Origin of the sequence: Ponticaulis profundi, from assembly GCF_042659465.1 — a bacterium.
GTDB lineage: Bacteria > Pseudomonadota > Alphaproteobacteria > Caulobacterales > Hyphomonadaceae > Ponticaulis > Ponticaulis profundi.
In genome coordinates, this window is sequence record NZ_JBHSSW010000028.1 from 230613 (window position 1) to 255670 (window position 25058).

Sequence of the window (25058 nt, forward strand, 5' to 3'; positions counted from 1 at the left end):
AGTTCATTAATTCTTTGCAGCAGGATTGCTGATCGCTTGTCGGAATGGGTTTCGTTGGTACGCTTGCGCCCGTATCTGCGTCGAAGAAGCGGTGTGGAGCGGTGTTGGCAGATAGGTCCAGACGGGCGGCATAAAACGATGGAAAGCAGGGGCATCGGCTGGAGCAAGACGGCACCAGCTGAACCGCTGAGCAAATTTGGACAGCCGCGCAAAACGTGCATCGCCCGGGCGTGCTATCACTGCGATCGGGACCAGGTTGGCCAGCTTGTCCCAATTGCCCCATCGGTGAAAATGGCGAAGATTGTCGGCGCCCATGAGCCAGATGAATTCCCCGCCTTTCACCCTCGGTAACAAGGCGCGTAGGGTGTCATAGGTGTATCGGGTTCCGAGTTGTCGCTCGAGGTCGGTCACCCGCATGCGTGGGTGCTGAGCCATGCGCTTTACGCTCGCAAAACGAGCTTCAAAGGGTGCCTCTTCCTGTTTGAGCGGGTTTCCTGCAGCCGGTATCCACCAGACCCAGTCAAGGTTCAGGTGCTGCATAGCCAGTAAGGCGATATGGCGATGCCCGGAATGTGCAGGATTGAATGTGCCGCCAAGCAAGCCAATCCGTAAACCATTATATGGGCCGGGAAGAACAAGGCTCATGACCAGACCATTTCAGTCAGCTGGGAACGGGCCTCACAGCATTGATGGTGATCAGGGCATAATATCATCTGCACAAAACTAGCCATCAATGATCACCTTCGACAAGTATCATGTCGTCACGGTGAATAACGGCGGTGCGGGCAGGGTAGCCGAGACGCTGAGAGACGTCGACGGACTGCAACCCTCTGATCTGCTCGATCTCGGACGATGAATAGGTTGTTACGCCTTTGGCAATGAGTGTGCCATCAAGCGTATAGACCGACAGTGCTGCGCCCCGCATGAAGGCGCCGGAAACGCGCTTGATGCCGACCGGCAGGAGGCTCGCGCCTTTGAGCAACGCTTTCTGGGCGCCGTCATCAATCGTCAGTGATCCTTCAGGCGTCAGGTGACCTGACAGCCAGCTGCGGCGGGCCGCCTGTGGGGTCACATCGGCAAGTACCCAGCTCGCTCTCCCGCCATTCACGAGACGTTTGAGCGGATGGTCAATGTTTCCAAGCGTGATGGCAGTTGAGCAGCCTGCAGTCAGGGCGATGTCTGCCGCATCGAGTTTGGTGATCATGCCGCCTGTGCCGACGCCGGCCTGGGCGTTGGCAGAGCCGGCATAGCCGCGAATTTCAGGTGTAATATTTTTCAGCTCTGCAATATGTTCCGCATTCGGATTATTGCGCGGATCCGCGGTGTAAATGCCGTCGATATCTGAGAGCAGAATGAGCGCGTCAGCGCCAACCATCTGAGCGACGCGAGCCGCCAGCCTGTCATTGTCGCCATACCGCAACTCGCTTGTCGCAACGGTATCATTTTCGTTGATCACGGGAATGGCGTCATGATCGAGCAGGGTGAAAAGCGTTGCGCGTGCGTTCAGCCAGCGCCGACGGACTTCCGTGTCTTCAATCGTCAGAAGCGTCTGCGCCAGCGAAATGCCGTGAGGTTCAAACGCTTCGCTCAGTGCCGTCATCAGGCGAGGCTGGCCAAGCGCGGCTGCAGCCTGCTTCAGTTCCAACGCGCCCGTCCTGTTGTTCTGATGGCTTGATTTTGCGAGCTCAATCCGCCCAAGGGCGGCGGCGCCAGATGAAACAAGAATAACCTGTTTGCCTTCGGCGCGCAGCAGGGCGATGTCGTCTGCAAGAGTGCGTAGCCACGCTGCGCGCGGTGCCTTTGCATCCCGGTCTACGATCAGCGCCGAGCCGAGCTTGATGACAATGCGGGTCGCCTGGTCCAGCGGTGACACTAAACAGGGCTCCAGCCATTGTCGTCGGAAGGCGGGTCGATGTCGTCGTCATCCAGAAGCGACAAGTCTCCGTCAGCATAGACATATCGTGCCAGCTGTCGAAGGACGGGCTTGATGTTCCGCCCCGCGACTGACGAAATGATTTCAACGTTCTGACCAGCTTCTTCAGAAAGTTCTGCGCGAGCTTCCTCCAATTGCTCATCGAGCAGAGAGTCGGCTTTGGTCAGCGCGATGATCTCTGGCTTATTCGCCAGCTCGTCATCATAGGCTTCGAGCTCATCGCGAATTTTTCGATAGGCGGCGCCGGGGTTGTCCTGCGTAGCATCGACCAGGTGAAGAAGGACCTTGCAGCGCTCGACATGGCCGAGGAAGCGATGTCCAAGACCTGCGCCTTCGGATGCCCCTTCGATCAGGCCAGGGATATCGGCGATCACAAAGCGTGTGCTTGGACCGAGATCGACCACACCCAGATTTGGAGTGAGGGTGGTGAAGGGATAGTCAGCGATCTTCGGCTTGGCTGCCGATGTCACGCTCAAAAATGTCGATTTGCCTGCATTTGGGAGTCCCAGAAGGCCGACATCAGCAATCAGTTTGAGGCGTAGCCAGATCCAGCGCTCTTCGCCCGGCAATCCAGGATTATAACGCCGTGGCGCCTGGTTGATGGATGTCTTGAAACGCGTATTGCCCCAGCCGCCTGAGCCGCCTTCTGCGAGCAGGACGCGCTTTCCAACTTCATCGAGGTCCGCAATCAGTGTCTCGCGGTCATCCTCAAGGATCTGGGTTCCGACTGGCACTTGCAGGACGGTCTCATTGGCATCGGCACCGGTTCGGTTACGTCCCATGCCATGTCCGCCACGGTCGGCCCGGAAATGCTGCTTGTAGCGATAGTCGATCAGCGTATTCAGCCCTTCGACGGCTTCCACCCAGATATCACCGCCACGACCACCGTCGCCGCCATCCGGACCGCCATATTCAACATAGGCTTCGCGTCGGAAGGACACGCAGCCGTCTCCGCCATGGCCAGAACGGATATAGACTTTGCACTGATCAAGAAACTTCATGTCTGACTTCTACTCTGCCATTCGCGACATATAAAGGTGATCGACTTTTTCCTCACGTCCCTGACAGAAGACAGGCGCACGCCAGCAGGGCAGGAACCCCAGTTTGCGAAGCACGGCGCCTGACGCAGGGTTGTCGGCAAAATGACCAGAAACATAGTAGCGAGGGGTCGCGAAACCATCCGCCCAGTCCATGACAGCGCTGGCGGCTTCTGTCGCATAGCCATTTCCCCAGACATCCGGATGAAACCAGTATCCAAGGGTGAAGGGCTCCAGCGCGTGTGTTCGGTTCAATCCAATCACACCAATGCGCTCGTCGTCACATTCGACCATGCGCACCATGTCTGTCGCGGTTTCCGCGCCTTCCTTGGTGGATTTTACAAACGCCTCAGTCTCTTCGAAAGACTGTTGAGCGGGAATGCGCGCAACATTGCGATAGATTTCCGGTGCCTGAACGGTATCCGTAATCCACTGCGTATCTGCCGTTACAATAGGACGGAGCACAAGGCGTTCGGTGGTCAATGTTTTCAGCATGGTGAGCACTCACTGGGTGCAAGGAAGATAGGAATATCCTGAAACGAAACAAGGGAGGCCGGCGGCCTCCCTGGTCTTTTACACCATGCTCGTCAGAGCGTGAGGGCCACCTGTTGGCAGCCCGTTTGCGGCTGCCTTACTCGGCTGCGTCCGCAATTGGCATCACAGATACATACTGACGGTTATCGCGCTTCTTGCGAAACTCGACTTTGCCGTCGACCTTGGCAAACAGGGTGTGATCCTTGCCCATGCCGACGTTCGTGCCAGGATAGTATTTCGTGCCGCGCTGACGGATGAGAATATTGCCAGGAACAACATGTTCGCCGCCATATTTCTTTACGCCAAGGCGTTTCGACTCTGAATCGCGACCGTTACGGGATGAGCCGCCTGATTTTTTGTGAGCCATAAGGCCACTCCTTCAAACTTCTATGCGATAAATGCCTTGAAGAGGCTTATTTCGCAAGTTCTTTTGCTTGTTCGATCCAGCCGTCACGTTCAACGCGACCAGACGCATTCAGTTTCTCTTCCAGCTCGGTCACGCCTTCCGGAGTGAGTGAAGCGAGCTGTGCGAAGCTGGTGATACCGGCTTCATTGAGCTTTTTCGCGTAAGCCGGGCCAACACCCTTCAGCTTGGTCAGGTCGTCCGCAGCGCCGGTGTCAGCAGCCTTGGCAGGCGCTTTCTTCTCAGCAGCTGGCTTTTCGGCCTTCGCTTTAGGAGCCTCAGCGGCTTTTGGTGCGGTTTTTTTCGCCTTAGGCGCTTCGTCCTTGATGACAACAGTCTCTTCAGACTTCGTCTTCTTGTCAGCTTTTTTCAGCTTTTTGACGTCTACGCCTTCAGGAAGGATTGCCGTGATCTTGATCGTCGTCTCAAGCTGGCGGTGACCCTTCTTACGCTTGTAAGTCGAACGCTGGCGCTTTTTGAAGATGATGACCTTGTCGCCTTTGCCTTGCTTGACGACTTCGCCAACAACAGCAGCGCCTTTTACGGTCGGTACACCAACAGTGACATCGTCACCTTCGCCAAACATCAGCACGTCTTCAAATGCGTGCTCGTCGCCTTCGTTCGCGTCGATCTTCTCGACGACGATTTCGTCATTTGCGGCAACTTTGTACTGCTTGCCGCCGGTCTTGATGACTGCGTACATCGCGCAGATCCTCTCAGAAACTGGGTTTGCTCTAACTGAATGTCAGACAGAAAGCGCGGCAAATTGCATATTGCTAAGCCAGAGTCAATCTATCTTTCATTTCCTGCGAGAATTCTTTCACTCCGTATACAGAGTGGTGTGCAGATGCCCCGCAAGTCTATGGTGAAGGCTCTTTATAGTCTTTCAGGGCGTGCTTTCCAAGCAGATTCAGGTTCAATTTGATCGAAAAGGCACGGACCGAATTTTCTGGCCAGAAGCATCGAGTTCTGTCCCGCAGTTCTGGCATGTAAAGCCACCCCACAGCGCCTGGCGCAGGCTGGTTGGCACGCGTATCTTTGGCAGGCGAATACCGCATTCTCCGCAGGCACTGTGTTTACGAAAAACGATGGCACTCAAGAGCACTGTGGCGGTCGCGATAGCGCCAATGGCGGCACTCATAATCCAGGGTGTCATATACGGGCTTCCTGCTGATAATCTGACTTGCACTTATTAAGAGATAAAACGGATGGCAGCGTCGTCACCCGAACAGAGGAGGTTCGCGTCATTGAGGTGCATCTCCCTCTTTAATATCTGCGAGTAATCCGGCTGGTGTCCTGTTGTTCAGGGGAATGCAGCTCTTGCATTCCGCGCTACCAGTGGATATGACCGCGGCCTTCGCGGGAGAGGTGCCGGAGTGGTCGAACGGGGCGGTCTCGAAAACCGTTGTACTTTTGCGAGTACCCAGGGTTCGAATCCCTGTCTCTCCGCCACTGTAGATGCACAGGGTTGAAAACAAACAAAATGCTTTGAACTCAGCATGTTGCGCTTGTGTCTGGGTCCAAGGGGGCGGTACAATTGGGTATGGCCAAGAAAGAAAATCTACCCAACTTCTGTCGACGGAAAACAGATCGGACTATCGAAGTCAGGATCACACTGACTGAAGACCAGGCGAATCTTTTAGGTAAAAAAAACCTCGTCAAAAGTTTGAAGACTAAGAGCGTCGCTGTAGCACGCCGACGAGCTCCAGGCGTGGTCTCAGAGCTTCTCGAACAGATTAATCAATCCGATGATAAAGGGAAGAATCTATCAGTCGAAATCCTTCAAAAGCGAATGTTAGAATGGAAGATCAGAAAACAGACGCACTGCGCAAATCTAGCGCTTTCGACCGGAGATCTGGAAGATTTCAAGCTACCACTTTTTGACATTAAAGAGGGTTGGGTTGAGACGACCTCAATCGTGAATGGGCAAAACGTCGTACAATACCAACCTAAGAAGATGTTCAGCCATCCAAAGAAAGTCATTCGTGAAATTTGCTCAATGAACGAGGATGAGATTGTTTCGGAGAGTGCGTTCACGATGTTGCGGCAGAGTGTTTCTGAAACTGTTGCTGCAGTAGAGAACTTTGCAAAAGAACTGAAGTCAGGAAATCCCGAAGCAATTGAATTCGCGTCCCAGTTAGTGAGAAAAAAGACTAAGAGCGTTGACTCTGATGTCCCTTACCAAAGCGAGAGCGCCGCGGCTGTAACTGTGACCCAGGCCTTTGACTCTTGGTCTGACTGGCACAAGCGTGAGGGTAAGGACGAAGATACTATAACGTCATTCAAAACCAATATCGATCGGTTCGTGTCTGTGTTTGGTGACTTGCCAGTCGCCAATGTCACGAGTGCAGATGCCGACAAATTCGTCCGGTTGCTGGAAAAATGCCCAGCCAGACCCCCTAAATCGGTCCGGGAAGATATGACGTTCAACGAGTTGGTTGACTGGAACCAGGAAGCGGGAATGAACTGTTTGTCAGCGGGTACTGTCAGATCCGCGGTTTCCGCGATGTCTGCGATATTCGGGAAATGCGTCAGAGACGGGACTATCTCTAAAAACCCATTCCGAGTGCCAAAAGTATCGAAGGGTAAGAAGGCAAATCGGAAGTTCTTCGATGAACGTGATCTAAAAAAAATATTCAGTATGCCATACTATACCGGTAGTGAGCCAATACCTCCTGGTGGAAAGGGACCCGCGGCGCTCTGGCTGCCGATCCTAGCGCTACTAACTGGCGCACGTCAGGAAGAAATAGCTCAGCTGCATCACTCAGATGTCAAGAAAGTCGATGGTGTGTGGGTGATTAGCTTCCAAGACGTCGATGAAGTCTCCGGCGAACACTATACGCTGGACGATCCTGAATCGAAGAGAATAAAGAATTCGCATGGTGGTGATGCGGCCGCAATGCGACTTGTGCCCGTCAGCAACAGGCTGATTGAGATCGGCTTTCTAGACTTTGTCGAGAAGCAAAGATCTTCGTCAGTCAAACGATTATTTCCTGAAGTTAAACACAACTCTAAGGTTATTAAGGGGAACAAGGCTCGGAATTGGTCGAAGTGGTGGGGAAAATACTTCCGCGAAAAAACGGGCATAACCGATCCAACGAAAGTTTTTCATTCTTTCAGGCATACGTTCCGACATGAGGCACGCCAAGTTGGTGTTTTGGAAGATGTGATCAAAGAGCTTTCCGGACACGAGAACCATGACGATTACGGGTATGGTCGAAATATTCACGGAAGACGTTTCGACGTAGATACATTGAAGCGCGAAATCGATAAAATTGCATTCAAGAAAATTTCGATTTCAATTCCCAAGACCTGACTTCTTCCTATCTCAGCGCCGATATCGGAGGTCAGCGGAGAGATCACACGTCGCGATTTCTCACCTGGTGAGCGAAAGGTTTGTAGATGGGATCGGAAAATATATTTTTCAGCGGCTATGTTTCTGCGCTCGTATCCGCAATGCCTGAGTGTAGTGAATCGGTCGCGACCTGGCATCGTGATCCGGTTGGTGGAAATGCATCAATACAGTTCGACGTCGGGAGCTGGCTCAACGAACTCTCTGCAGAATTGCGGCCGAGCACCTTTGCTCACATCTTAGATGGTGATCATGATTCGGTGTCGAGTTGCGTGAGAATAACCTTCAGAGGATGGGGGAACATTCTTCCGATATTGGCTAGTCGAGGGGTTGATGGTTTCGGGGTCGTTTTCTCGAGCGCTATGTCAGATGAAGGCGTGGAAGTAGATGATCTGCAAATTTCGTCATTGGCAATCCCGAGTGTGGATGTAGACCAATCTGTGGCCCAACAATCTGATCCATTGGCAGCAGCGTTGTCTGAAGTCGTCAGATTGAGAAAATGGCTTTTGCAGAATTCGGATGAGCTATCTAGATGGCGTGCTCTGGCAATGCAGCAGCCCAATTGAGACTTGGCGAAAGCCAGGCAAGCGCGCGACGGATGCTTTATTGGAGTCAGATTGCTTTAGCGATTAAAACAACCTTAAGCACTCGGATGCGGCGGCGAGCAATTGTTACGCGATGTCCCGCGGGACGCATTTTCACTATCTGCAAGCGGATTGCCGATGCGGATGAGGCGCAACCGACGTTCCGATCCGCTGGCTGATTAGGTGGTGCGAGGAAAAATGCAGCTCATGGGGATCAGGAATATTGCTGTAAGTTCAGTGAAAAACTATAAAATTCAATTGACTATAAAATAATTCCAGATTTGCCGAGCGATTCTTGATCTCATGGATAAATAGATCTGACGATACGTTTATTCCCTCATTTTCGTATCTAAAGATCAAAGATGGGGGTCGCTCCGAGTCCTTCTCGGTACGTGCTCAGTTCATCAGCTTGATGGATGTGAAACAAAGGTTGATCGTCCGAGGTTACGTTTCTCAAACTAAAACCCCGGCCTCGTCAAAGGCTTTTACCGGCTGATGACAGGAACCAGAACCGCATATGGTGCTCTACGGAGTTATAATCTAAATCGATCTACGGATCACGTCTTCTGCCTCGGACATGAAACGAGGTAGCACCGAACCGGCTGACCCACGATACGGGTGTTCTGGGGATTTGGATGGTTGTAAAAATGGTAATCGGTAAACTGCGCTGAAGCGGTAGACTCATAGTTGTGATTTTTGTGACTATGGATCAGCTATTTGACATATGTATGAACATACAAAATGAAATAGTATGCTATCTTCCGACACCACGTGTCTGAACCAAGCATACGCCTAATGCTCATCACTTCGTGATATCGCATGGCACTTGTTAGTTCTCTACATATCTCAAACAAAATATCTGATTCACATAATTATTGACCATAATATTATTAAAAATATTAGTTAAAATAATCAGTTTCAAATCCTTCGAGCTCTCTACCCACCGAACAGCGCGGGGTGAACTATACCCAAAATTCAAATTTATCGAAAAGCGATAAATTTATAGGTTCGCAGCGACCCCTCGAAAGCTCGCCAGACCCGCTTCCAAATTCTCGATAATTTCAGACGCCAACACATCTGGATCAGGGAGATTATCCAAATCGGTCAGGCTCTTATCCTTCAGCCAGAACACATCCAGACTGGTCTTGTCGCGATCGGTCAGCTCTTCATAAGAGTACTTGCGCCACCGGCCTTCCGGGTTTTCTTCTGACCACGTTTCAATACGCTCATGACGATTGGCTGGGTTGTAGCACTCGATGAAGTCAGCCAGGTTCTCAAAGCCCATCGTTTTCTTCTTCAGCGTATGGTGCACATTGGTCCGGTAATCATAGAACCAGACCTCTTTCGTCCATGGGTTTTTTGAGGCCTCATGGTTGTCGAAGAAGATGACATTCGCTTTCACGCCATTCGCATAGAAGATTCCCGTTGGCAGACGCAGGATGGTGTGCAGATCGGTGTTGCGCAGAAGCTGCTTTCGAACTGTTTCACCGGCGCCACCTTCAAACAAAACGTTATCCGGAACGACGACAGCAGCGCGACCAGTCGTTTTCAACATCGTCCGGATATGCTGGACGAAGTTCAGCTGCTTGTTTGATGTCGTGGTCCAGAAGTCTTGACGGTTATAGACCAGCTCTTCCTTGTCCTCTTCGCCGTCCTCATTGGTGACTGTCATGGAGGCTTTGCGGCCAAATGGTGGGTTCGCCAGAACATAGTCATAGGTGTTGCTGGATGTGGCTACCAAGGCGTCAGCAGATGAGATTGGCGTCTCACCTGTCATCTCGCCGATATTGTGCAGAAACATATTCATCAGGCAGAGCCGACGCGTATTCGCGACAATCTCGTTTCCGGCAAACGTCTCGTTCTTCAGGAACTCCTTCTGTGCCTTATCGAGTTGATAGTTCTGCGGATCGGTCAGGAAGTCATAGGCCGCCAGGAAGAAGCCACCAGTGCCGCAGGATGGGTCCGCAATCGTCTTTCCCGGCTCAGGTCGCATACATTCCACCATCGCTTTGATAAGTGGTCTTGGTGTAAAATACTGACCGGCGCCGGATTTCGTATCTGCCGCGTTCTTTTCCAGCAGACCTTCATAAATGTCGCCCTTCACATCGGCGCCCATCATGATCCATTGCGTTTCACCGATCATGTTGATCAATCGGCTCAGCTTGGCAGGGTCCTGAATTTTGTTCTGAGCCTTGGTGAAAATCTGGCCGAGCATACCGGTCTTCTTGCCCAGTTCACGCAGTAGCTTCACGTAATGCGCTTCCAGATCAGCGCCCTTCTTCGAAGACAATGATGCCCAGTTATACTCAGCCGGAATACCGACATCCCGGTTGTAAGGTGGCCTGGAGTATTCATCCGCCATTTTCAGGAAGATGAGATAGGTCAGCTGTTCGAGATAATCGCCATATCCGACGCCATCATCACGAAGCGTATTGCAGAACGACCAGACCTTGGAAACGATAGATGCAGTATTCATGTCTCAGAGGTCTCCAGATCGTCGTCTTCGGTTTCGGCGGCCTTATCCATCACACCTTCCACAAGCTTCAGGAGAGCGCGCCTACGGGCTTTGTAGAAAGCATCAAAGTCATCAGCTCGCATCGTGGCCGGATCGATGAAGTGACCAGCTAGAATTTCATCCATGCCGTCGTCAGAAAGACCAACCTGCTCATGGTTCTGAATTTGATTCAGATATTGCGACGGCGCCTTGGCTCCAATCATCCGATTGACTTTAAATGAGATGGGCGTCTTGTTGACGACCGCATTGTAGACGGATGGCGGATAGCCCGCTTTTTCACACCAGTCGCGTGGGAAGATATGATGGATATCGAGCGCGATCCCATCTTTCTCAAGCTCGTCCACTGTGCCTTTCCAGAAGAAGTCTTTGGCACCCTGGCGCAACACCAAAACGTTCAGCCCCTTATAAGCCGCTGAGTTTCTGGTCCGCAGTGTATCGAGACGACTTGGTTGGAATGATGCATCAATAATGGTGCGTGGAAGATCAGTCTTCTGCTCTTCGGTTGGATCAGCTTCGCCGAGTCCAATCCAGATCATCAGTTCTTCAAGGTCATTAGCGATCCGGGTTTCTACGGCGCCGCCATAAAGCTCACCGAACACACCGCACCAGAACCACTTCGATAGCTTCTCGAAGATTTTCGGTTCCATCCAGCGATTACCCAACAGAACCATGACAGCTGCAATCGGAACCAGCTGTGTGCGATACGGCAATTCATCAGATGAGAAGAACCGTTCACGACGCATGAATTTCGCCGCCTGGATGAAGCCTTGCTCCACCTTGTCGGCCCATTCCTTGTAGTCATCGAGGTCCAGTGTGAGCACTGTTGCACGCTTTGCGCTGACGGCGGTCGCCAGTTTGCCCCTCTTGCCCTCTAAGAGATCCGTAGAGCGCTTCTCATAAGTTTTTAGGAGTGATATGGCCTGAAGGAAGTCTGTGGGCTCTACGGTGCTTAAAATCGCTTCTTGGTGAACGCGCTTCACGCGGCCCTCGACCTTTCTCAGGTCACTTCCATACCAGTCGTCGCGAAGGTTGAAGTTGTCTGCGGCAAAACTGGCTGTGACGAGTTCGAACACCGAAAGCGGAACACCGCCAGTGTTCACCTTCTCGAACACCAGACAGACCGCTTCTTTGCTGGTCGCCTTCTTCAATTCGATTACCGGCACCTGATAGTTTCGATAGGCGTTCAGCACTTGACGACGAAACTTCATATAGTCGCCAAACCGGTCTGGATTGTGCTCCTGAAGGCTTTCTTCCCACGCATCTGAATTCAGAATCTGATTGCACGGGAAGTAGAAGGCTTTGCACTCATTCTCTGGCGTTGAAAGGTCGAGGTCGATCTTCCGGCCAAAGTCAGATTTGATCATGCGGTCTTCATCAACGGCGATGATGGACTCATCCAGCCGGTCATCCTGAAGCGCCAGTTCGATGTCGATGTAATAGTATCGTTTGATCGCCTTCTTTTTGGCGTCAGTCGTGTTCACTGGCTTATCGAGAGCAAGTGTCTGCGTAAGAGACGTCAGGCGCTGCTGGCCGTCCAGGATCAGGCGTTCTGGTTCAGTCTTCGAGTTGGCCAAAGTGACGTTCTCAACGGGGCGAACCTGAAACCGGACATCGCCGCCAGTTTCCAGCAACATCACAGCCCCCACAGGGAATGACCTGGCAATCGAGACCAGCAGGGATCGGATATGGTCGTCATCCCAAACCCAGCCACGCTGAAAGTCTGGCAGTTGAAGTTTGCCTTCCGTGATTTCACGGATCAAATCCGGCAAACTGGCTTTGGTGCTGTCAAACGTACTCATCTAATGATCCAATATTTCCAGTGTCTTCAGCTCGACGTCGAATTCCCAGAACTCAACATCTGGAGGTACAAGATGGAAGCGGGTTCGCAGGTAGTAAGCGCCGAGTGACTCACCGCTCGATTTCTTTTTACTCTTCTGAATGAAAAATATTTTCCGGAATGTGCTCGGTGCGATGTGAAAATAATACATCGCCTCACTCCAGTTTTGGATTTTGGCGCTCGGCATATTGTCGCCAGATGTCCATGTGTGAGATTTACATTCAACCAACACTCTTGGTTCGTCGGAGCCTAGGTCGAACTTATGGTGTTTCTTGCGATTGCCGACACCTACAAGGGCCTCATAGTCATATCTTGTGCGAATGCCTTTCTGCTCCAAAACGGCTTTCGCAATGTCTTCGAAGTCACGTCCCGCATGAGCGTTACTGATAGATCCGATCCGTTGAAAATTACTCATGCGGCGTCTTTCTCCGCCTTGATCCGTTCCAGCAGAACAGAGGCGGGTTCATCATTTGGGTCTTGTGGGACGAGTTGGCCGGAAAAGGCCTTCTTCAGGATGGATTGGCGAAGGGATTCAGATTGTTGAAGCGAGGCCGCTAACTCGTCTGTAATTCTTTGGTATTCACTCTCTATGACTTCGATGCGGCGATTTATTTCTGCCATCTCTTCCATTGAACAGAGCGGCAGAATGATATTGACCATTCTTGTGAGACCTAGGTCTTGGTTGCCTACGCCATGAGTGTACCGCTGAGACTGCGCGTAGCAATCCGGACCATTCAGCGCATTTTGCAAGTAAAACGGTTCAAGCGACTGAGTGATTTTGAGAACCGCCACATGAACCCAAACATTGAATTCCCGCTCATATGTGTTCACTCTGGCGATACCAGTGGTGCCGCCTTTAGTATAAAGAATGTCCCCAACTTCGGGCTTACATCTGACGGAAAGTTCCTCATGCAGCTCTGGTGAGATGAACTTTACATTCTCGAAATCGATGCCGTGGGGACGGATGTTTCCTCCGGAGAGAAATGGGATTCCGGTATCAGAATATTTCGGACTGTAATGGGGCCCGTCTTTCACTGACCAAACCAATGAACCCAACTTCACCCATTTCCAACATTGAGGGATCGCCCCAAAAGAGGATACGTCTTCACTCGTTATGGGCGTTGGGTCTTTGTGCTGGCGAGGCTTACTCGGTTTTTTGCCCGGTTTGCCGTTGGCTTCCCAGTCTTTAATGGCGGCTTTCCACTCGGTGAGTTGTTCGGCGTAGCGAGATTCTCGTTCTTTCTGGATACGGTCCAGCAGCTGATCAGCAGTTTCGAGCTTGTCGGCGTTCTTCTTCCGCCAGGCTTCGGTCAGTTTACCTTCAAAGGCGTGTTTCAGAACGGCCTGACGATAGACCTCCAGCTGCGCCTTGGCGGTTTTCAGGCTCTCAATGCCTTTATCCAGCTCAGAGAAGAGTTCTTCAATCTTCGCCACAATCCGACGCTGTTCGTTGAGTGGAGGGATAGGCAGTTGAACGTGTGCTATTTCATGCCGCGCAAATCCATTTTGGGCGGATCGTGAAATCATCTTCAGCGGCGTTTGCAGGATAGACGTCTGAAGTATGTAAAATACGTACCTCTTATCCAGAAGCCTGCTGTCGAAAATGGTCTTAGCTAACGCCACATTGTAGGCGCCCTTCATTCCGGTAACGATTCTACCCAGAGAAGCGCCGTAACGGGCAATCAGGACGTCATCTGTTTCACAGAACTTAGTGACACGGTCATCGGGCACATAAGTCGGAACCGGCTTTAGCCCGAAGTCTCGAATTTGTAGTAGTCTGACGTATCCGTCTTGTGGGCTGTAAACAAATTCAGACTTTGGCGGTTGGCTACCACCTTGAACATCCATCACGTCGCCTAGAGAAGCGCAAACCCAGCTTGATGGAATTTCTTCACTCACCCCGTCAGTACCTCATTCAATTCGCTGATCACGCTATCCATTTCATCCCCGAACAGCTGATACATTTTACCCATGCCGCCTTTGGCATCGAAAGGCGTGCTTTCCAGATCGTCTCTGTCCAGATGGTGTGAGGTAGAAATGTGTTCGCGGATCATGTGAAGCCATGACATCTGTTCTTCATTGAATTTGTCACCGGCACCGGCATGGCGTTTCATGATCCAGTTTTGAAAATTGCGTCGAACGGTGTCTGAAAATGGTGAGAGAGTTTCATCAATGCCGGTGACGCGACGGATGAGCGCCACAAGCGCTGTCAGCTCACTCACCGGGTTGTTTCCGCGGTACTCATCGAGATGGGCATAGGCCCGCCAGACGTTGAGTGGTGCCAGCTTTGGCTTGTCTGATTTCAGCTTCTCCATCAGATCGCGGATCATCTCATATGTGATGGTAGAGCGCCGGGCAGGCTGGCTGTAGAAGATGGTCAGCGCGCCGATTTCGTCTTTGTGCTCTGCAAGGTAGGATTCAAAATCTGTCTTCAGCGCTTTGGCGTTTTCATCCGCATCACCTTGCCAGCCGACTTTCGTCACCTGGTCCAGCGTTTCATGATCGATGGTTTGTTCGTGGTCCCGACGGATCGTGTCGAGCAGTTCGACAACTTCACCGGTCAGAAATTTGGTGGCATCGCCGATCAGTTCGTCTTTCGCCTTTGCTACCGCTTCCGGTTTCGGCTCTTCATCAGCGGACACCGGATCGATGACCCTCGCTTTCTGATCAATCGTGTCGGGATCGACGGCGTGCAGTAATTGCTGGACCATATTCTGAACGGAAATACCGCCAGTGGCTTGCTTGATCCGTTCATGCTCCTGTTTAGTGATCTGACGATCCAATCGCGCCAGACGGCCAGCCAGTGACGAGACGGCCTCTTCATCCCGGACACCCATCATCAATGCCGTTGCCAAATCCTTCATTGGTACGGATGGCTTGGTGTCGAGTGGTGGGCTGGTGGTTTTCACCGACTTCGTAACGCCCACAGCATCGACCAACACATAATGGGTTTTGGCGCCGTTGGCCGATGGCGTGACGAGTTTCAGCTTTTCTGCATCGAGTGTACGGGTGCCGCGACCCTTCATCTGTTCGAAATAGTTTTTCGACTTCACATCCCGCATGAAGAGCAAGCATTCTAGTGGCTTTACGTCGGTACCGGTGGCGATCATGTCCACGGTGACGGCGATACGCGGATAATAGTTGTTCCGGAACTGAGAGAGGACCGATTTCGGGTCTTCGTCGGCCTGGTAGGTGACCTTTTTGCAGAACTCATTGCCTTCGCCGAACTCTTCCCGGACTGTCTGGATGATGTCATCCGCATGGCTGTCGGTCTTGGCAAAGATCAGCGTCTTTGGTGTTTCTGTCCGGCCCGGAAAGATGTTGGGTAGCTGATTTTTGAATTCCTTGATGACTGTTCTGATCTGGTCCGGATTGACGACGGATTTATCGAGCTGTTTCGCTGTATAGGTCGTGTCTTCATCAGCCTGTTCCCAGCGTTTGCGCCGGGTCAGGCGTTCTCGACGTTCTACATCCTGACCGGACTTCACGGTGACGCCGTTTTGAGTGACCTCGGTCTCAATGAGGAAGACCTCACCCTGAACATTCACGCCATCAATGACGGCATCTTCATGGGTATATTCCGAGACAACATTTTTCTTGAAGAAACCAAAAGTGCGGTTGTCCGGCGTGGCGGTGAGGCCAACCAGATAGCTATCGAAATATTCCAGCACCTGCCGCCACAAATTGTAGATAGACCTGTGACACTCATCTATGATGATAACGTCGTAGAATTCAGGTGGGACCTTTGCGTTGTACTCAACGGGCAGCGGCTCTTTGGTCTTCAGCAAGCTCTCAGCCGGGTTCTCTTCTTCAGCGGCTTCATCGAGTGGTTCGCCCTTCAGGATCGAATACATCCGTTGGATGGTGCAGATGGAGACTTCGGCATCAGCTGGCACGTATGACGAGGTCAGACGCCTGGCATTATACAGCTCAGAGAATTTGCGGTTGTCATCATTCGGCTCAAACGCGATGAATTCACCTTCGGCTTGTTCGCCGAGGTTTTTGGTATCGACCAGAAACAGAATGCGTTTGGCTTTGGCGTGTTTCAGAAGCCGGTAACTCGATGTGATGGCCGTAAAGGTTTTCCCAGCTCCTGTCGCAAGCTGGATCAGGGCTCGTGGTTTATCCGCTTTGAAGCTTTCTTCCAGATTGGTGATCGCCGTAATCTGGCAATCACGAAGACCCTTTGTGTTCAGTTCTGGTAGGTCCTGAAGACGCGCCCTGAATGATTTTTCTTCGTTGAACCATGCAAGCAGTGTTTCCGGCTGATGGAATGAGAACACTTCGCGTGATCGCGGTTTTGGATCACGGCCATTGGTGAAACGCGTAATCTCACCAGTCGACTCATAGACGAATGGCAGGGGTTCTGAGTTATTCACCCATTTGAGCTGAGCTGCCGCATATCCACCGGATTGCTCCTCAACGGTAGTGATTTTATGGCCCCAGTCTTCGGGCTTCGCCTCAATCACACCAACGGCTTTGCGATCCACAAACAGAGCGTAATCAACTGGTCCGACATCCGTCTGATATTCTCTGACGGCGATGCCTTTGGCTTCATTATGATCGATACGGTTCTTGTCCTGAACTGCCCAGCCAGCGGCTCTCAGCATCCCATCGATATTATCACGGGCTAGTTGCTCGGCTGTTTGGTTTGGTGCTGGCAATCATCCTCGGATGTGATCCACACACCCGCTCCCCCGGTCGCAATCTTCAATAGATTCCGGATGATATGCGCCATGACTTCAGGCGGCAAGATTTTGTTTCAAAACTGTTTCTCAGAACGCCGGGGGAAAAATCGATTTCGGGGATAAATAACTTTGCATTCAACATACGAGGTTATTCAAATGCATACTGAACAAAACACAAAACTGACAGAGAAGCTAAACGGCTCTCAAATTACGGATACGCTGCTCAGCTCGGCACTTGGCAAGGACGGTGCGGCCAACAATCACAAACTGAACTGGAAGCAACGCTATGAACTGATACAAGAGATTGAAAACACTCTATCCAGTCACCTTACGCCCGATACAAAGTCTTTGCTAAGGGAGATCAGACCGGAATTCTCTCCTCCCAATAGCGATCTGACCCAGCAGTTAGCGCTACGTTTGTTGTTCATAGACATGAAGGGTACCGAATCTGAGTTGGGTGAAGCGCTCCTCTCCGAATTGGAAACTAATGATCACGTCAACGCGCCATTTTTTCGAGAAGCTATAGATCGAGGTGAAAATCTATATGATGCCGAGACCGATCACTTCGATACGTCTCGAATGCACAATAGCTTCACGGTAGGCGCAACTTTTTTAAGTCGCTTCCAAAAACGTTGCTGATCGCCCACCGGGAACATACCGATAGATGGTACTAACAGATACTCCTAGCTCATCGGCAATCTCTGATACGTTCAGATTGCCCTGAGCTAAGAGTGCCCTTGCCACGTCTATTTGATGAGGCTTCATCGCTGCAGGTCGCCCCCCGACTCGTCCTTTGGACCGCGCGTGTTCCAAGCCCGCAATCGTTCGTTCACGGATCAACTGCCTCTCGAACTCTCCAAAGGCACCGACGATCTGAAATATAAGTTGCCCCATGGATGAAGATGTATCGATGGTCTCGGACAGGGATTGAAACTGAATGCCTCTGTCTTTCAGGTCATCCATAGTGGCGAGAAGCTGGCGGAGAGATCGCGCCATGCGGTCCAACTTGTATACGACAATGGTATCGCCAGGGCGTGCAAATGTCAGAAGCTCTTTTAGCCTCGGCCTGTCAAATTGTGCACCTGATGCTGTCTCGACAAAGATGCGTTCACATCCTGCTGCTTCTAGTGCTTCTTCCTGAAGCTTCGTATCCTGATCTCGTGTTGAAACCCGTCCATAACCAATTTTCATGCCATCTCCTTACGGACTATTTATAGCAGAAACGGTGAAATTTTTCCAGTGAGACGCCCGCAATTGAAAAAGCGTTACCGGACGAAATATTCATTACTTTTAGTGGGTAAGGAGGTTTCTGGCATTCTTTGCGAGAAACCTTGGTATTTGGAACCATTGCGCAGCATATAGGTTGTGACAAATATGGACCTTGTAAGGTGAACGATGATTTTTGGAGTCAGTGTGATTGCTTCATTAAATCTTTGGCACTATATAGGTTCATGAACGACAGATCGGTTGAGGTGCCTTTTGGTGCCGACAGCGTTCTCCCGCCCTTAGCGATAAGGGTCCACGCGTGATGCGAGATAGGGGAAACCCAAAGCGGAAAACCGAGTACATAAGGGCGTCTTTTGGCGCCCTTATCTTTTTGGGTTGAATGAAAGTTTTTTTCCTTCGATTGCCTTGTCTATGACTAGTTTAAATCTGACTTTCTGCATTCGGTAGGTTGGAACAATAGTTCTGGGATCAGGGCTATAGGCGCTTTCGACAAAAATTCTTAGCTCGCAGTCGCCATGCCTTGCCTTCCTGACCCGAAAGAACATCCGATACTCACCATCGACACCATCGATGCGACTGGAAAGCTGGAAGAAGTTTTGTTCTGGCGTCAAAAAAACTTTCGCATCGCAAAGCGCTGCAATCATCTGCGGAATCTTTTTGGATAGGTCGTACCGCTCTGGGCAGAACGCTCTCTTTGCTTTGTTATCCATCACGCAAGCGGATTCGCGATGAACTCCTTCAACAAAAGCTTCAGTGTAACAGTGGTTCGAGAACTGTATCAGCACCTTAGTGCCTGCTGGACGAAGCTTGGTTTCTACTACAAGAACGGCGTCGTCCAGATGGGCAAGACAGTACCTTGTCCCTTCAATCCAAATTTCTGACTTAGGAATCGGAGTAGAGTCCGGCATCTCAGTTCGCTGCCTTCCTCAGTTTATGACCGGGGCGTTCTGAGGAACGTATTGTCTGCTTAGCGTCAGCTTTGGCTTCCAACATTTCCTTCGCGATGGGCTGCAACTTTTCAACGAGTGGCGTCAAATCATACAGATTGCTTGTCTGTCCGCCTGCGCTGTTCTTCCGAGCCTTGCGACGGATCAGGCCTTCTTCTTCAAGGCGGACCATAGCCCTCTGAATAGTCTTAGCGGATCGGCCAAGCCGTTCACCTAACCGCCTTTTTGACGGAAACGGCATCTTGTCGTCGCTCCACCAGTGATCAAGCAAGTGCAGAAGTACTGCAAGCTCAACGCAATCGATGTGAAGTCGAGCTTGTGCACGTAATAAAATTGATGGAATGACGAGGTATCCATTGGCAAACACCTCTTTGCCCCACCGTTTTTCCAATAACTTTTTGTCCGGTGAGTCTTCGCTGAATCCCTCTGGCGGGTCGTCGGATTTGGTAGTATTCTCAGACATAATATTCTCCATTCGTACTTGATCAATTGGGCGATGAATGGCAAAAAATAAATGCCTGAAGCCTAATGGGGCTATGGTCACAATTGTCCACGTGGGTGGGCATATATGACTGCGGGGCCCATGGTCAAGATTGTCCTCCGAAGAATGACGTATTCTCGGAGCAGTACGAAGCTGCGAAGTACGCTAACAGTTTACGTATTTAGTCCCGGCCAAAAATGACCATGGGGTGGCGATTATTTCCATGAATTTGATGCCAATTTGGCTACATTTGAACGCGGCTGGGCTTTCATCAATCGGGGGAAAAGGGAGCCACTTCCAGAATTTGCACTTGTCCCGCCGAGATGAGGCTACGTAGTCAACTAGAACACTCGCATTGATGGAAGTCCGCAGTGCGCTTTATTGCGCGGCGGATTTTGATTTCGAATGGAACCCTTATTTCCAGTCGGCAATATACTGAACGTTTAATTCGGAGAGAGCTGTCCGCTTTCGATGAGTGCTGTGCAGGTGTGATCCAGCGAAATGATCTTAAGGTCTGAGCTATAGTGAGCGCCGGACGCCATGTGTCTAAAGTCTCTCACTCTCCAATTTGGGATTTGAACGCAGCCAGTTGGTTCATATACTGGAACTTCGTGAGTACATTCCCGCATTTTGAATTCATCATAGTAGTCGCTCAATACCAAACGATAAGCTTTATGACACCAGTATTCGTGCCTTGTTACGACGCTGTTCGACACCTCAGCTACCAGTGCGGAGTCGCCAAAATCGAACGTGCCATAGCCGTTCCCGTCTTCTGTGAACTCTAGGATTTCGACTAAATTCCCGCTGTCATTGAACTTACGATACGGCTCTATGGTAGAACCATTGGCGAATGTACCAGAGGCTTCTAGGCTTCCGTTCTCGTAAAACTTTTCAAAAGTGCCATTCCACACGCCATTCGAGAAGTTGATTCGTGATTGAATGGAGCCGTTTTCGTAGAAGCTCTCGCTGAGACCTTCGTGCTCGCCGTTTTGGACTCGATAAACAGACTCTAACTGGCCGTTTGGGAAATACTGTTTCTGAACCCCGTCCTGCTTACCGTTGATGTACTGGAATTCAGTCTCTAAGCGACCATTGGCGTAATATACCAAAGATGATCCGGAGTTTACGCCGCTCTCGAATTCAGATTTTTGCTTCAATTGTCCGTTTGGGTGAAAGTCGATCATGGTGCCAGTGAATGGTTCAGCTGAATCTTTGGGATAAGCGACACCGTCGCGAAAGATAAGGTCGCTTTTATCTGTGTCGGTGGCTTTCGCGCATCCACTCAAACAAAGTGGCATGCTTATGAGGGCGAGCAGGACAACTCTTCTTAAGTCGCCAAATCCACTACGTTTGATGGTCACGATTGCACCTCCCCCAGAGCAACTTGCCTTCTATCGGATAATTGAGGCGAATCCTGATCGCCATCAAGAAATTATTTTCAACCACTCCCGTGGCGGATCGATTGGACCCGTCAATAATGACGAGGGATATTTCAACTCTTCGCTGGGAATCGTGCAGCACTAGCTCCCATCTTCTAGCTTTCTAGAGAGTCTTTCTAGAAGAGGTCCTCAAGTTGATCGGTACAAAGATGCGGTACAACCCGACAAAAGCCTAATTAAAAAATACATAAAAACAGGGCTATGAAGGGGGCGTCGTCGAATCCCTGTCTCTCCGCCAGATGTCCTGACTGACCTTTCTCTGTTTTGAGGGCGCGCTCCAAAACCCTGCAGGAGTGGCGGGTTTTGTCGAGAGCTTCAATGGAGAGCTCCACGACGAAGGCCTCAACGCAAAAGAGTTCGGCCGTCTTGCCTACGACGCGAAAGATTGCCGTTCTCTGGCGTAAAGGGGTATCTTGAAGCCATATGGGCAGTTTATTTTGTGTTGCTGATTTCGTCAGGAATTTAGCATCAATCGGCGGGTCATCAGATGTCAGATGAATGAGGACACTCCGTCTTTTTGATGTATTGTGAACTCCATATAATCCGAGACTGTATACTCCGGTGACTTCACGGTAGAAACGGTTTTGAAAATTGCCTCTACTGTTTCAGGGGTCACCGTAAGGTCGATATAGCCGTGGCCATTGCCAGAAACAAAGCGGACGTCTTGGTTGTCGGCAATAAGGCTTTGTGCGTATTCCGAACCCTTTCCGCCATAGCTGGCCGGTGCGAAAGCGGCGCTGGCGGTTACAGAATGAACGCCGAGTTCTACGCCGACTTTGCTGCCGTTTGAGTCAGTAAGGTCATTCGCCCACCAAGCGTGTGTATCGCCGGTCAGGACAACAAGACCGCTGTCGAATTTTCGGGCCAGTTGGTAAAACCGGTCACGGGCTGCTGGATATCCGCTCCAGGAATCAGGTGCGATGGGAAGACGGTAGGCCGAGAAATCGACGAAAGATTGTGCACCGCCCCACTGTTTCGTCATCTGATTGACGTCCTGAATATCGAAGTACTCTGTCAGGTCCGGGGTCGTGACCTGGGCCATCAGCACTTGATTGGCAATCAGTCGCCAGCTGTGCCCTGTCTGTGCTGAGGCCTCCCACTCGTGGCAAAGGAATCGCATTTGCTCTGCGCCGAGCATTTCGCGATCGTTCTTCCACAAGACATCACGCTCAAATGCCGCGACTTCTTCGGATGACTGCAGCGCGCGCATGGCGAAATAGCTTATCTGCTCGTCTCGCGCCATCAGGCGCGTTTCCAGCGCGCTGAGATGAAGCAGCGTTCCGAATGAGAAGGATCGGTAGAACGCTTCTGGCAGTGCGGTCGGTTCGCGAACAGGCATCCATTCATAATAAGCCTGCAACGCCGCGCGCCGGCGCACGTCCCAGTCACCGTCTTCTTCTGCCTGATGATTGTTTGCGCCACCCTTCCAGGAATTATCCGCAACTTCGTGATCGTCCCAGATGGGAATTAATGGATGTTGCTGGTGCATCCGCTGGCTGGAGCGGTCTTGCTTGTGCTGGGCGTGGCGCTGGCGGTAATCGTCAAGACTGACAATCTCGTGGTCCGGCACATGTTTGCGGCCAATATCTGACCCGGCATTTCCGCCATACTCATACAAATAGTCGCCCAGATGAATAACGGCATCGAGGTTATCCTGTCTGGAAATTGCATCGTATACATTGAAAAAACCTGACGAGTAGTTCGCGCAGGATACAACGGCAAAACGGGCCTGGTTGACGTCCCCCGCTGGCAGTGTTCTGGTCCTGCCAACCGGGGAAGCATTATTCAGTGTCTTGAACTGGTAGAAAAACGTCTGGCCGGACTGAAGGCCTTCTATGAGTGCCTTTGCCGTCCAGTCTCTGGAGGGACCTGTCGCTATCTGGCCCGTGGCTATGATATTCTGCATCTTCGAATCTTTTGCCACGGTCCACTGTACCACGCCCTGCTGGCGGGATGCCGTGGGCGTGACCCGGCTCCACAGAACAATGGAGTTCTGGTCCGGGTCTCCCGATGCGACACCATGCAAGAAGCTGCCGGTGATGAGCGTCGGGCTTGCCAGTGCCGTCCCGGTTGTGGCTATCGTGCCGAGAAGAGTTCCTGCCCCGCCAAGTGACAGCAGTCGGCGGCGGGAAAAAGTTGAGCTCATAATATTCTCGCTTGATTTTGAGGATGCGTTGTCAGCCTAAAGACTGGTGAGGCCGCCAAATCCGCCAGTCGATTTTGTAGAAAATCGCAAAAAAGATGAATCGTGTTTTTTGTGACACACAAACTTTTGATTTATATAAATTTTTCTTGTTATGTTCGCTCGCCAGCCGCGCTATGGTCGGCTAATATTCCTTGTCTGAGTGGCGAGATGGCCAGCCGTCTATCTGGGCGCGGCAGCCTTCTTGCGCGACGTTAGAGGGGCCGATGTGAGCAATATTTTGGAAGCTTATCTCCATCATGAGAAAGCTATAAAGAAATATCTGTACAGATTTTTTTCACGATCCCAGGACGTCGAGGATATCGCGCATGAAGCGTTCATAAAGGTCTTTGCGACTGAATTGCGCGGGCCTGTCCTCAATCCGAAAGCGCTTTTGTTTCGAGCGGCAAAGCATTCTGCACTCAGCGAGCTGGCAAAAAAATCCAATACATCCACCAGCTATATGGAGGAAACGGAGGACAAGGCGGTCTTGATGGATATGGATGGCCTTGGCGCTGAACAGATCTATGACTCGCGTCGAAAGCTGGCCATCCTGTCGATGGCCGTTTCACAGTTGCCGCCAGTTTGCCGGAAGGTTTTCATTTTGCGGAAGATCGAAGGCTTGTCCATGAAGGACGTCGCCACCAAACTGGGGATTTCGGTGTCGACGGCCGAAAAACATGCAGCCCAAGGCCTGATCAAGTGCAGCGCTTATATGCGCGAGCATGGATATGATCCGCAGGAATTTGGCGAAACAGTAACAAGAGCGCGCCATGATAAAACAACAGGCGCGCCGATATGGGAGAAGGAGCCATTACACAATGGCGACTAGAGAGAACATTATCGAGTTTCCCGACAATAATGTTATCGAGGAAGAGGCAGCAGCCTGGATCATCCGGCTGGATGGCGACGATGTAACGCCAGAAATGATTGCCAGCCTGAAGGGGCGTATGCGCAAAAGCCCGCGGTTCGAGGAAGCGTTCAAAAGACTGGCTGCCGTCTGGGGCGATGCAGACCGGCTTGCTGCCTATCGGCTTATCGATCCATTGCCGGAGAAGTCGCGAGCGGCTGCGTCATGGTCGCGCTTCATTGGCGGCGCCATCGCGGCGTGTCTGGTATTGGCAGTTGGGGCAATTGTGCTCAATACAAGCCACTTCTGGGTTGCGACTGAACAACTCACTGCGGAGACTGCCAAAGGCGAACGCCGCGAGATTGCTCTGGTAGATGGGTCGGTCGTGATGTTGAATACTGACAGCGAAGTACATATCGCTATCGATCGTCGGTCCAGGACCGTCATTCTGGAGGCGGGCGAAGCGCATTTCGCTGTGGCAAAAGATCCTGATCGTCCGTTCCGTGTTTTTGCTGCCGGGGGTGTCGTCGAGGCTGTCGGCACCGCATTCGCCGTACGTTTGATCGACGATGAGGTAGACGTCACGGTTGAGGAAGGGATTGTGGAGGTTTTCCGGCGAACGGGAGAAAATTCACAGGCGCAGCTTCAGCAAGAAGATCGCGATAGCTGGATTTCGATCGCCGCTCTCTCTGTCAATGAGCGGGCAGTGTTTGATGACCAACAGAAACGCAGGGAAAATCTGGAACAGTCGGCTTTGGCCCGCAGCCTGATGTGGCGAAATGGGTTCTTATCCTTCGCGGGTGATCCGCTTGCTGACGTGGTTGAAGAAATGAGGCGGTATACGGATGTTGATATCCGTATTGAAGATGAGGCAATCGCAACGCTGCCGATCTCCGGCTCGTTCGAGGCTGGTAATGTCAGAGGGATGTTTGATTCGCTGGAGCGGGCCTTCAATATTGTTGCTGTGAAGCAATCGAGTAACATCATCGTTCTTTCGTATAAGGAAGAAAAAGAAAATCTATAAAATATGCGTTTTTATACTGTGGATT

General features: G+C 51.3%; 22 protein-coding genes and 1 tRNA gene. 6 read left to right on the forward strand and 17 right to left on the reverse strand.

The window, feature by feature from the left end; genetic code table 11:
- Nucleotides 1-6 precede the first annotated feature (6 nt).
- From nadD to ACFQDM_RS14935, 7 genes are all read right to left on the reverse strand, one after another.
- The gene (gene nadD / locus ACFQDM_RS14905; protein WP_377380380.1) at nucleotides 7-645 is read right to left on the reverse strand and encodes a nicotinate (nicotinamide) nucleotide adenylyltransferase; all 639 of its coding nucleotides are present in this window, start codon (nucleotides 643-645) and stop codon (nucleotides 7-9) included.
- 85 nt (nucleotides 646-730) lie between these two features.
- Nucleotides 731-1873, reverse strand: coding sequence for a glutamate 5-kinase (gene proB / locus ACFQDM_RS14910; RefSeq protein ID WP_377380382.1), 1143 nt, complete (start codon nucleotides 1871-1873; stop codon nucleotides 731-733).
- Nucleotides 1873-2934: a GTPase ObgE gene (gene obgE / locus ACFQDM_RS14915; protein WP_377380384.1), complete on the reverse strand. Its 1062-nt coding sequence runs from the start codon at nucleotides 2932-2934 to the stop codon at nucleotides 1873-1875. The genes proB and obgE overlap by 1 nt, the downstream gene beginning before the upstream one ends.
- 9 nt (nucleotides 2935-2943) lie before the next feature.
- Complete coding sequence (locus ACFQDM_RS14920) at nucleotides 2944-3465, reverse strand: GNAT family N-acetyltransferase (protein ID WP_377380386.1); 522 nt, start codon at nucleotides 3463-3465, stop codon at nucleotides 2944-2946.
- A 136-nt stretch (nucleotides 3466-3601) separates the two neighbouring features.
- Nucleotides 3602-3871, reverse strand: coding sequence for a 50S ribosomal protein L27 (gene rpmA, locus ACFQDM_RS14925; protein ID WP_377380388.1), 270 nt, complete (start codon nucleotides 3869-3871; stop codon nucleotides 3602-3604).
- A 46-nt stretch (nucleotides 3872-3917) separates the two neighbouring features.
- The gene (locus ACFQDM_RS14930) at nucleotides 3918-4610 is read right to left on the reverse strand and encodes a 50S ribosomal protein L21 (protein WP_377380390.1); all 693 of its coding nucleotides are present in this window, start codon (nucleotides 4608-4610) and stop codon (nucleotides 3918-3920) included.
- 213 nt (nucleotides 4611-4823) lie between these two features.
- Nucleotides 4824-5063: a hypothetical protein gene (locus tag ACFQDM_RS14935; protein WP_377380392.1), complete on the reverse strand. Its 240-nt coding sequence runs from the start codon at nucleotides 5061-5063 to the stop codon at nucleotides 4824-4826.
- 206 nt (nucleotides 5064-5269) lie between these two features.
- Between ACFQDM_RS14935 and ACFQDM_RS14940 the strand changes: the two genes are divergently transcribed.
- The 3 genes from ACFQDM_RS14940 (at nucleotide 5270) to ACFQDM_RS14950 (ending at nucleotide 7825) form a co-directional block, all read left to right on the forward strand.
- A tRNA-Ser gene (locus ACFQDM_RS14940) sits at nucleotides 5270-5359 on the forward strand.
- A 91-nt stretch (nucleotides 5360-5450) separates the two neighbouring features.
- Nucleotides 5451-7223 carry a hypothetical protein gene (locus tag ACFQDM_RS14945; protein ID WP_377380394.1) on the forward strand — a complete coding sequence of 591 codons (1773 nt, stop codon included), beginning with the start codon at nucleotides 5451-5453 and terminating at the stop codon, nucleotides 7221-7223.
- A gap of 86 nt (nucleotides 7224-7309) precedes the next feature.
- Nucleotides 7310-7825 (forward strand): hypothetical protein, encoded by a 516-nt coding sequence (locus ACFQDM_RS14950; RefSeq protein WP_377380396.1) that lies wholly within the window; start codon nucleotides 7310-7312, stop codon nucleotides 7823-7825.
- A 1018-nt stretch (nucleotides 7826-8843) separates the two neighbouring features.
- On the opposite strand, the gene ACFQDM_RS14955 is transcribed toward ACFQDM_RS14950, so the two are convergent.
- From ACFQDM_RS14955 to ACFQDM_RS14975, 5 genes are read right to left on the reverse strand one after another with little or no spacing between them, the layout of a single operon-like run.
- Nucleotides 8844-10319, reverse strand: coding sequence for a class I SAM-dependent DNA methyltransferase (locus ACFQDM_RS14955; RefSeq protein WP_377380398.1), 1476 nt, complete (start codon nucleotides 10317-10319; stop codon nucleotides 8844-8846).
- On the reverse strand, nucleotides 10316-12157 hold the full coding sequence (locus ACFQDM_RS14960; RefSeq protein ID WP_377380400.1) for a GmrSD restriction endonuclease domain-containing protein: 1842 nt from the start codon (nucleotides 12155-12157) through the stop codon (nucleotides 10316-10318). The genes ACFQDM_RS14955 and ACFQDM_RS14960 overlap by 4 nt, the downstream gene beginning before the upstream one ends.
- Nucleotides 12158-12610, reverse strand: a complete 453-nt coding sequence (locus ACFQDM_RS14965) for a hypothetical protein (protein WP_377380402.1) — start codon at nucleotides 12608-12610, stop codon at nucleotides 12158-12160.
- Nucleotides 12607-14094, reverse strand: coding sequence for a restriction endonuclease subunit S (locus ACFQDM_RS14970; protein WP_377380404.1), 1488 nt, complete (start codon nucleotides 14092-14094; stop codon nucleotides 12607-12609). The genes ACFQDM_RS14965 and ACFQDM_RS14970 overlap by 4 nt, the downstream gene beginning before the upstream one ends.
- A complete protein-coding gene (locus ACFQDM_RS14975; protein ID WP_377380406.1) occupies nucleotides 14091-16805 on the reverse strand; it encodes a type I restriction endonuclease subunit R in 2715 nt (904 codons plus the stop codon). The genes ACFQDM_RS14970 and ACFQDM_RS14975 overlap by 4 nt, the downstream gene beginning before the upstream one ends.
- A gap of 234 nt (nucleotides 16806-17039) precedes the next feature.
- On the opposite strand from ACFQDM_RS14975, the gene ACFQDM_RS14980 reads away from it, so the two are divergent.
- Nucleotides 17040-17522: a hypothetical protein gene (locus ACFQDM_RS14980; RefSeq protein WP_377380407.1), complete on the forward strand. Its 483-nt coding sequence runs from the start codon at nucleotides 17040-17042 to the stop codon at nucleotides 17520-17522.
- On the opposite strand, the gene ACFQDM_RS14985 is transcribed toward ACFQDM_RS14980, so the two are convergent.
- The 5 genes from ACFQDM_RS14985 to ACFQDM_RS15005 all read right to left on the reverse strand — a co-directional run bounded on the left by ACFQDM_RS14985 (nucleotide 17496) and on the right by ACFQDM_RS15005 (nucleotide 23123).
- Nucleotides 17496-18074: a recombinase family protein gene (locus tag ACFQDM_RS14985; RefSeq protein WP_377380408.1), complete on the reverse strand. Its 579-nt coding sequence runs from the start codon at nucleotides 18072-18074 to the stop codon at nucleotides 17496-17498. The genes ACFQDM_RS14980 and ACFQDM_RS14985 overlap by 27 nt on opposite strands.
- Nucleotides 18075-18472: 398 nt before the next feature.
- A complete protein-coding gene (locus ACFQDM_RS14990; protein ID WP_377380409.1) occupies nucleotides 18473-19018 on the reverse strand; it encodes a hypothetical protein in 546 nt (181 codons plus the stop codon).
- Between the two features lies 1 nt (nucleotide 19019).
- Nucleotides 19020-19520, reverse strand: coding sequence for a helix-turn-helix domain-containing protein (locus ACFQDM_RS14995; RefSeq protein ID WP_377380410.1), 501 nt, complete (start codon nucleotides 19518-19520; stop codon nucleotides 19020-19022).
- A 461-nt stretch (nucleotides 19521-19981) separates the two neighbouring features.
- Nucleotides 19982-20899, reverse strand: a complete 918-nt coding sequence (locus ACFQDM_RS15000) for a toxin-antitoxin system YwqK family antitoxin (RefSeq protein WP_377380411.1) — start codon at nucleotides 20897-20899, stop codon at nucleotides 19982-19984.
- A 568-nt stretch (nucleotides 20900-21467) separates the two neighbouring features.
- Nucleotides 21468-23123, reverse strand: a complete 1656-nt coding sequence (locus tag ACFQDM_RS15005) for an alkaline phosphatase D family protein (RefSeq protein WP_377380413.1) — start codon at nucleotides 23121-23123, stop codon at nucleotides 21468-21470.
- Nucleotides 23124-23388: 265 nt separating this feature from the next.
- On the opposite strand from ACFQDM_RS15005, the gene ACFQDM_RS15010 reads away from it, so the two are divergent.
- Together ACFQDM_RS15010 and ACFQDM_RS15015 are read left to right on the forward strand one after the other, a co-directional pair.
- Complete coding sequence (locus ACFQDM_RS15010) at nucleotides 23389-23991, forward strand: RNA polymerase sigma factor (protein ID WP_377380415.1); 603 nt, start codon at nucleotides 23389-23391, stop codon at nucleotides 23989-23991.
- Entirely contained in the window at nucleotides 23981-25033 is a 1053-nt protein-coding gene (locus tag ACFQDM_RS15015) for a FecR family protein (protein WP_377380417.1), read from the forward strand. Before ACFQDM_RS15010 ends, ACFQDM_RS15015 begins: the two co-directional genes overlap by 11 nt.
- Nucleotides 25034-25058 lie beyond the last annotated feature (25 nt).

What these genes read in the sequence shown, in the direction of transcription:
- nadD (WP_377380380.1), bottom strand. Translation starts at nt 645, where the DNA reads ATGAGCCTTGTTCTTCCCGGCCCATATAATGGTTTACGGATTGGCTTG.
- obgE (WP_377380384.1), bottom strand. Translation starts at nt 2,934, where the DNA reads ATGAAGTTTCTTGATCAGTGCAAAGTCTATATCCGTTCTGGCCATGGC.
- ACFQDM_RS14920 (WP_377380386.1), bottom strand. Translation starts at nt 3,465, where the DNA reads ATGCTGAAAACATTGACCACCGAACGCCTTGTGCTCCGTCCTATTGTA.
- rpmA (WP_377380388.1), bottom strand. Translation starts at nt 3,871, where the DNA reads ATGGCTCACAAAAAATCAGGCGGCTCATCCCGTAACGGTCGCGATTCA.
- ACFQDM_RS14930 (WP_377380390.1), bottom strand. Translation starts at nt 4,610, where the DNA reads ATGTACGCAGTCATCAAGACCGGCGGCAAGCAGTACAAAGTTGCCGCA.
- ACFQDM_RS14935 (WP_377380392.1), bottom strand. Translation starts at nt 5,063, where the DNA reads ATGACACCCTGGATTATGAGTGCCGCCATTGGCGCTATCGCGACCGCC.
- ACFQDM_RS14945 (WP_377380394.1), top strand. Translation starts at nt 5,451, where the DNA reads ATGGCCAAGAAAGAAAATCTACCCAACTTCTGTCGACGGAAAACAGAT.
- ACFQDM_RS14950 (WP_377380396.1), top strand. Translation starts at nt 7,310, where the DNA reads ATGGGATCGGAAAATATATTTTTCAGCGGCTATGTTTCTGCGCTCGTA.
- ACFQDM_RS14955 (WP_377380398.1), bottom strand. Translation starts at nt 10,319, where the DNA reads ATGAATACTGCATCTATCGTTTCCAAGGTCTGGTCGTTCTGCAATACG.
- ACFQDM_RS14960 (WP_377380400.1), bottom strand. Translation starts at nt 12,157, where the DNA reads ATGAGTACGTTTGACAGCACCAAAGCCAGTTTGCCGGATTTGATCCGT.
- ACFQDM_RS14965 (WP_377380402.1), bottom strand. Translation starts at nt 12,610, where the DNA reads ATGAGTAATTTTCAACGGATCGGATCTATCAGTAACGCTCATGCGGGA.
- ACFQDM_RS14975 (WP_377380406.1), bottom strand. Translation starts at nt 16,805, where the DNA reads ATGCTGAGAGCCGCTGGCTGGGCAGTTCAGGACAAGAACCGTATCGAT.
- ACFQDM_RS14980 (WP_377380407.1), top strand. Translation starts at nt 17,040, where the DNA reads ATGCATACTGAACAAAACACAAAACTGACAGAGAAGCTAAACGGCTCT.
- ACFQDM_RS14985 (WP_377380408.1), bottom strand. Translation starts at nt 18,074, where the DNA reads ATGAAAATTGGTTATGGACGGGTTTCAACACGAGATCAGGATACGAAG.
- ACFQDM_RS14990 (WP_377380409.1), bottom strand. Translation starts at nt 19,018, where the DNA reads ATGCCGGACTCTACTCCGATTCCTAAGTCAGAAATTTGGATTGAAGGG.
- ACFQDM_RS14995 (WP_377380410.1), bottom strand. Translation starts at nt 19,520, where the DNA reads ATGTCTGAGAATACTACCAAATCCGACGACCCGCCAGAGGGATTCAGC.
- ACFQDM_RS15005 (WP_377380413.1), bottom strand. Translation starts at nt 23,123, where the DNA reads ATGAGCTCAACTTTTTCCCGCCGCCGACTGCTGTCACTTGGCGGGGCA.
- ACFQDM_RS15015 (WP_377380417.1), top strand. Translation starts at nt 23,981, where the DNA reads ATGGCGACTAGAGAGAACATTATCGAGTTTCCCGACAATAATGTTATC.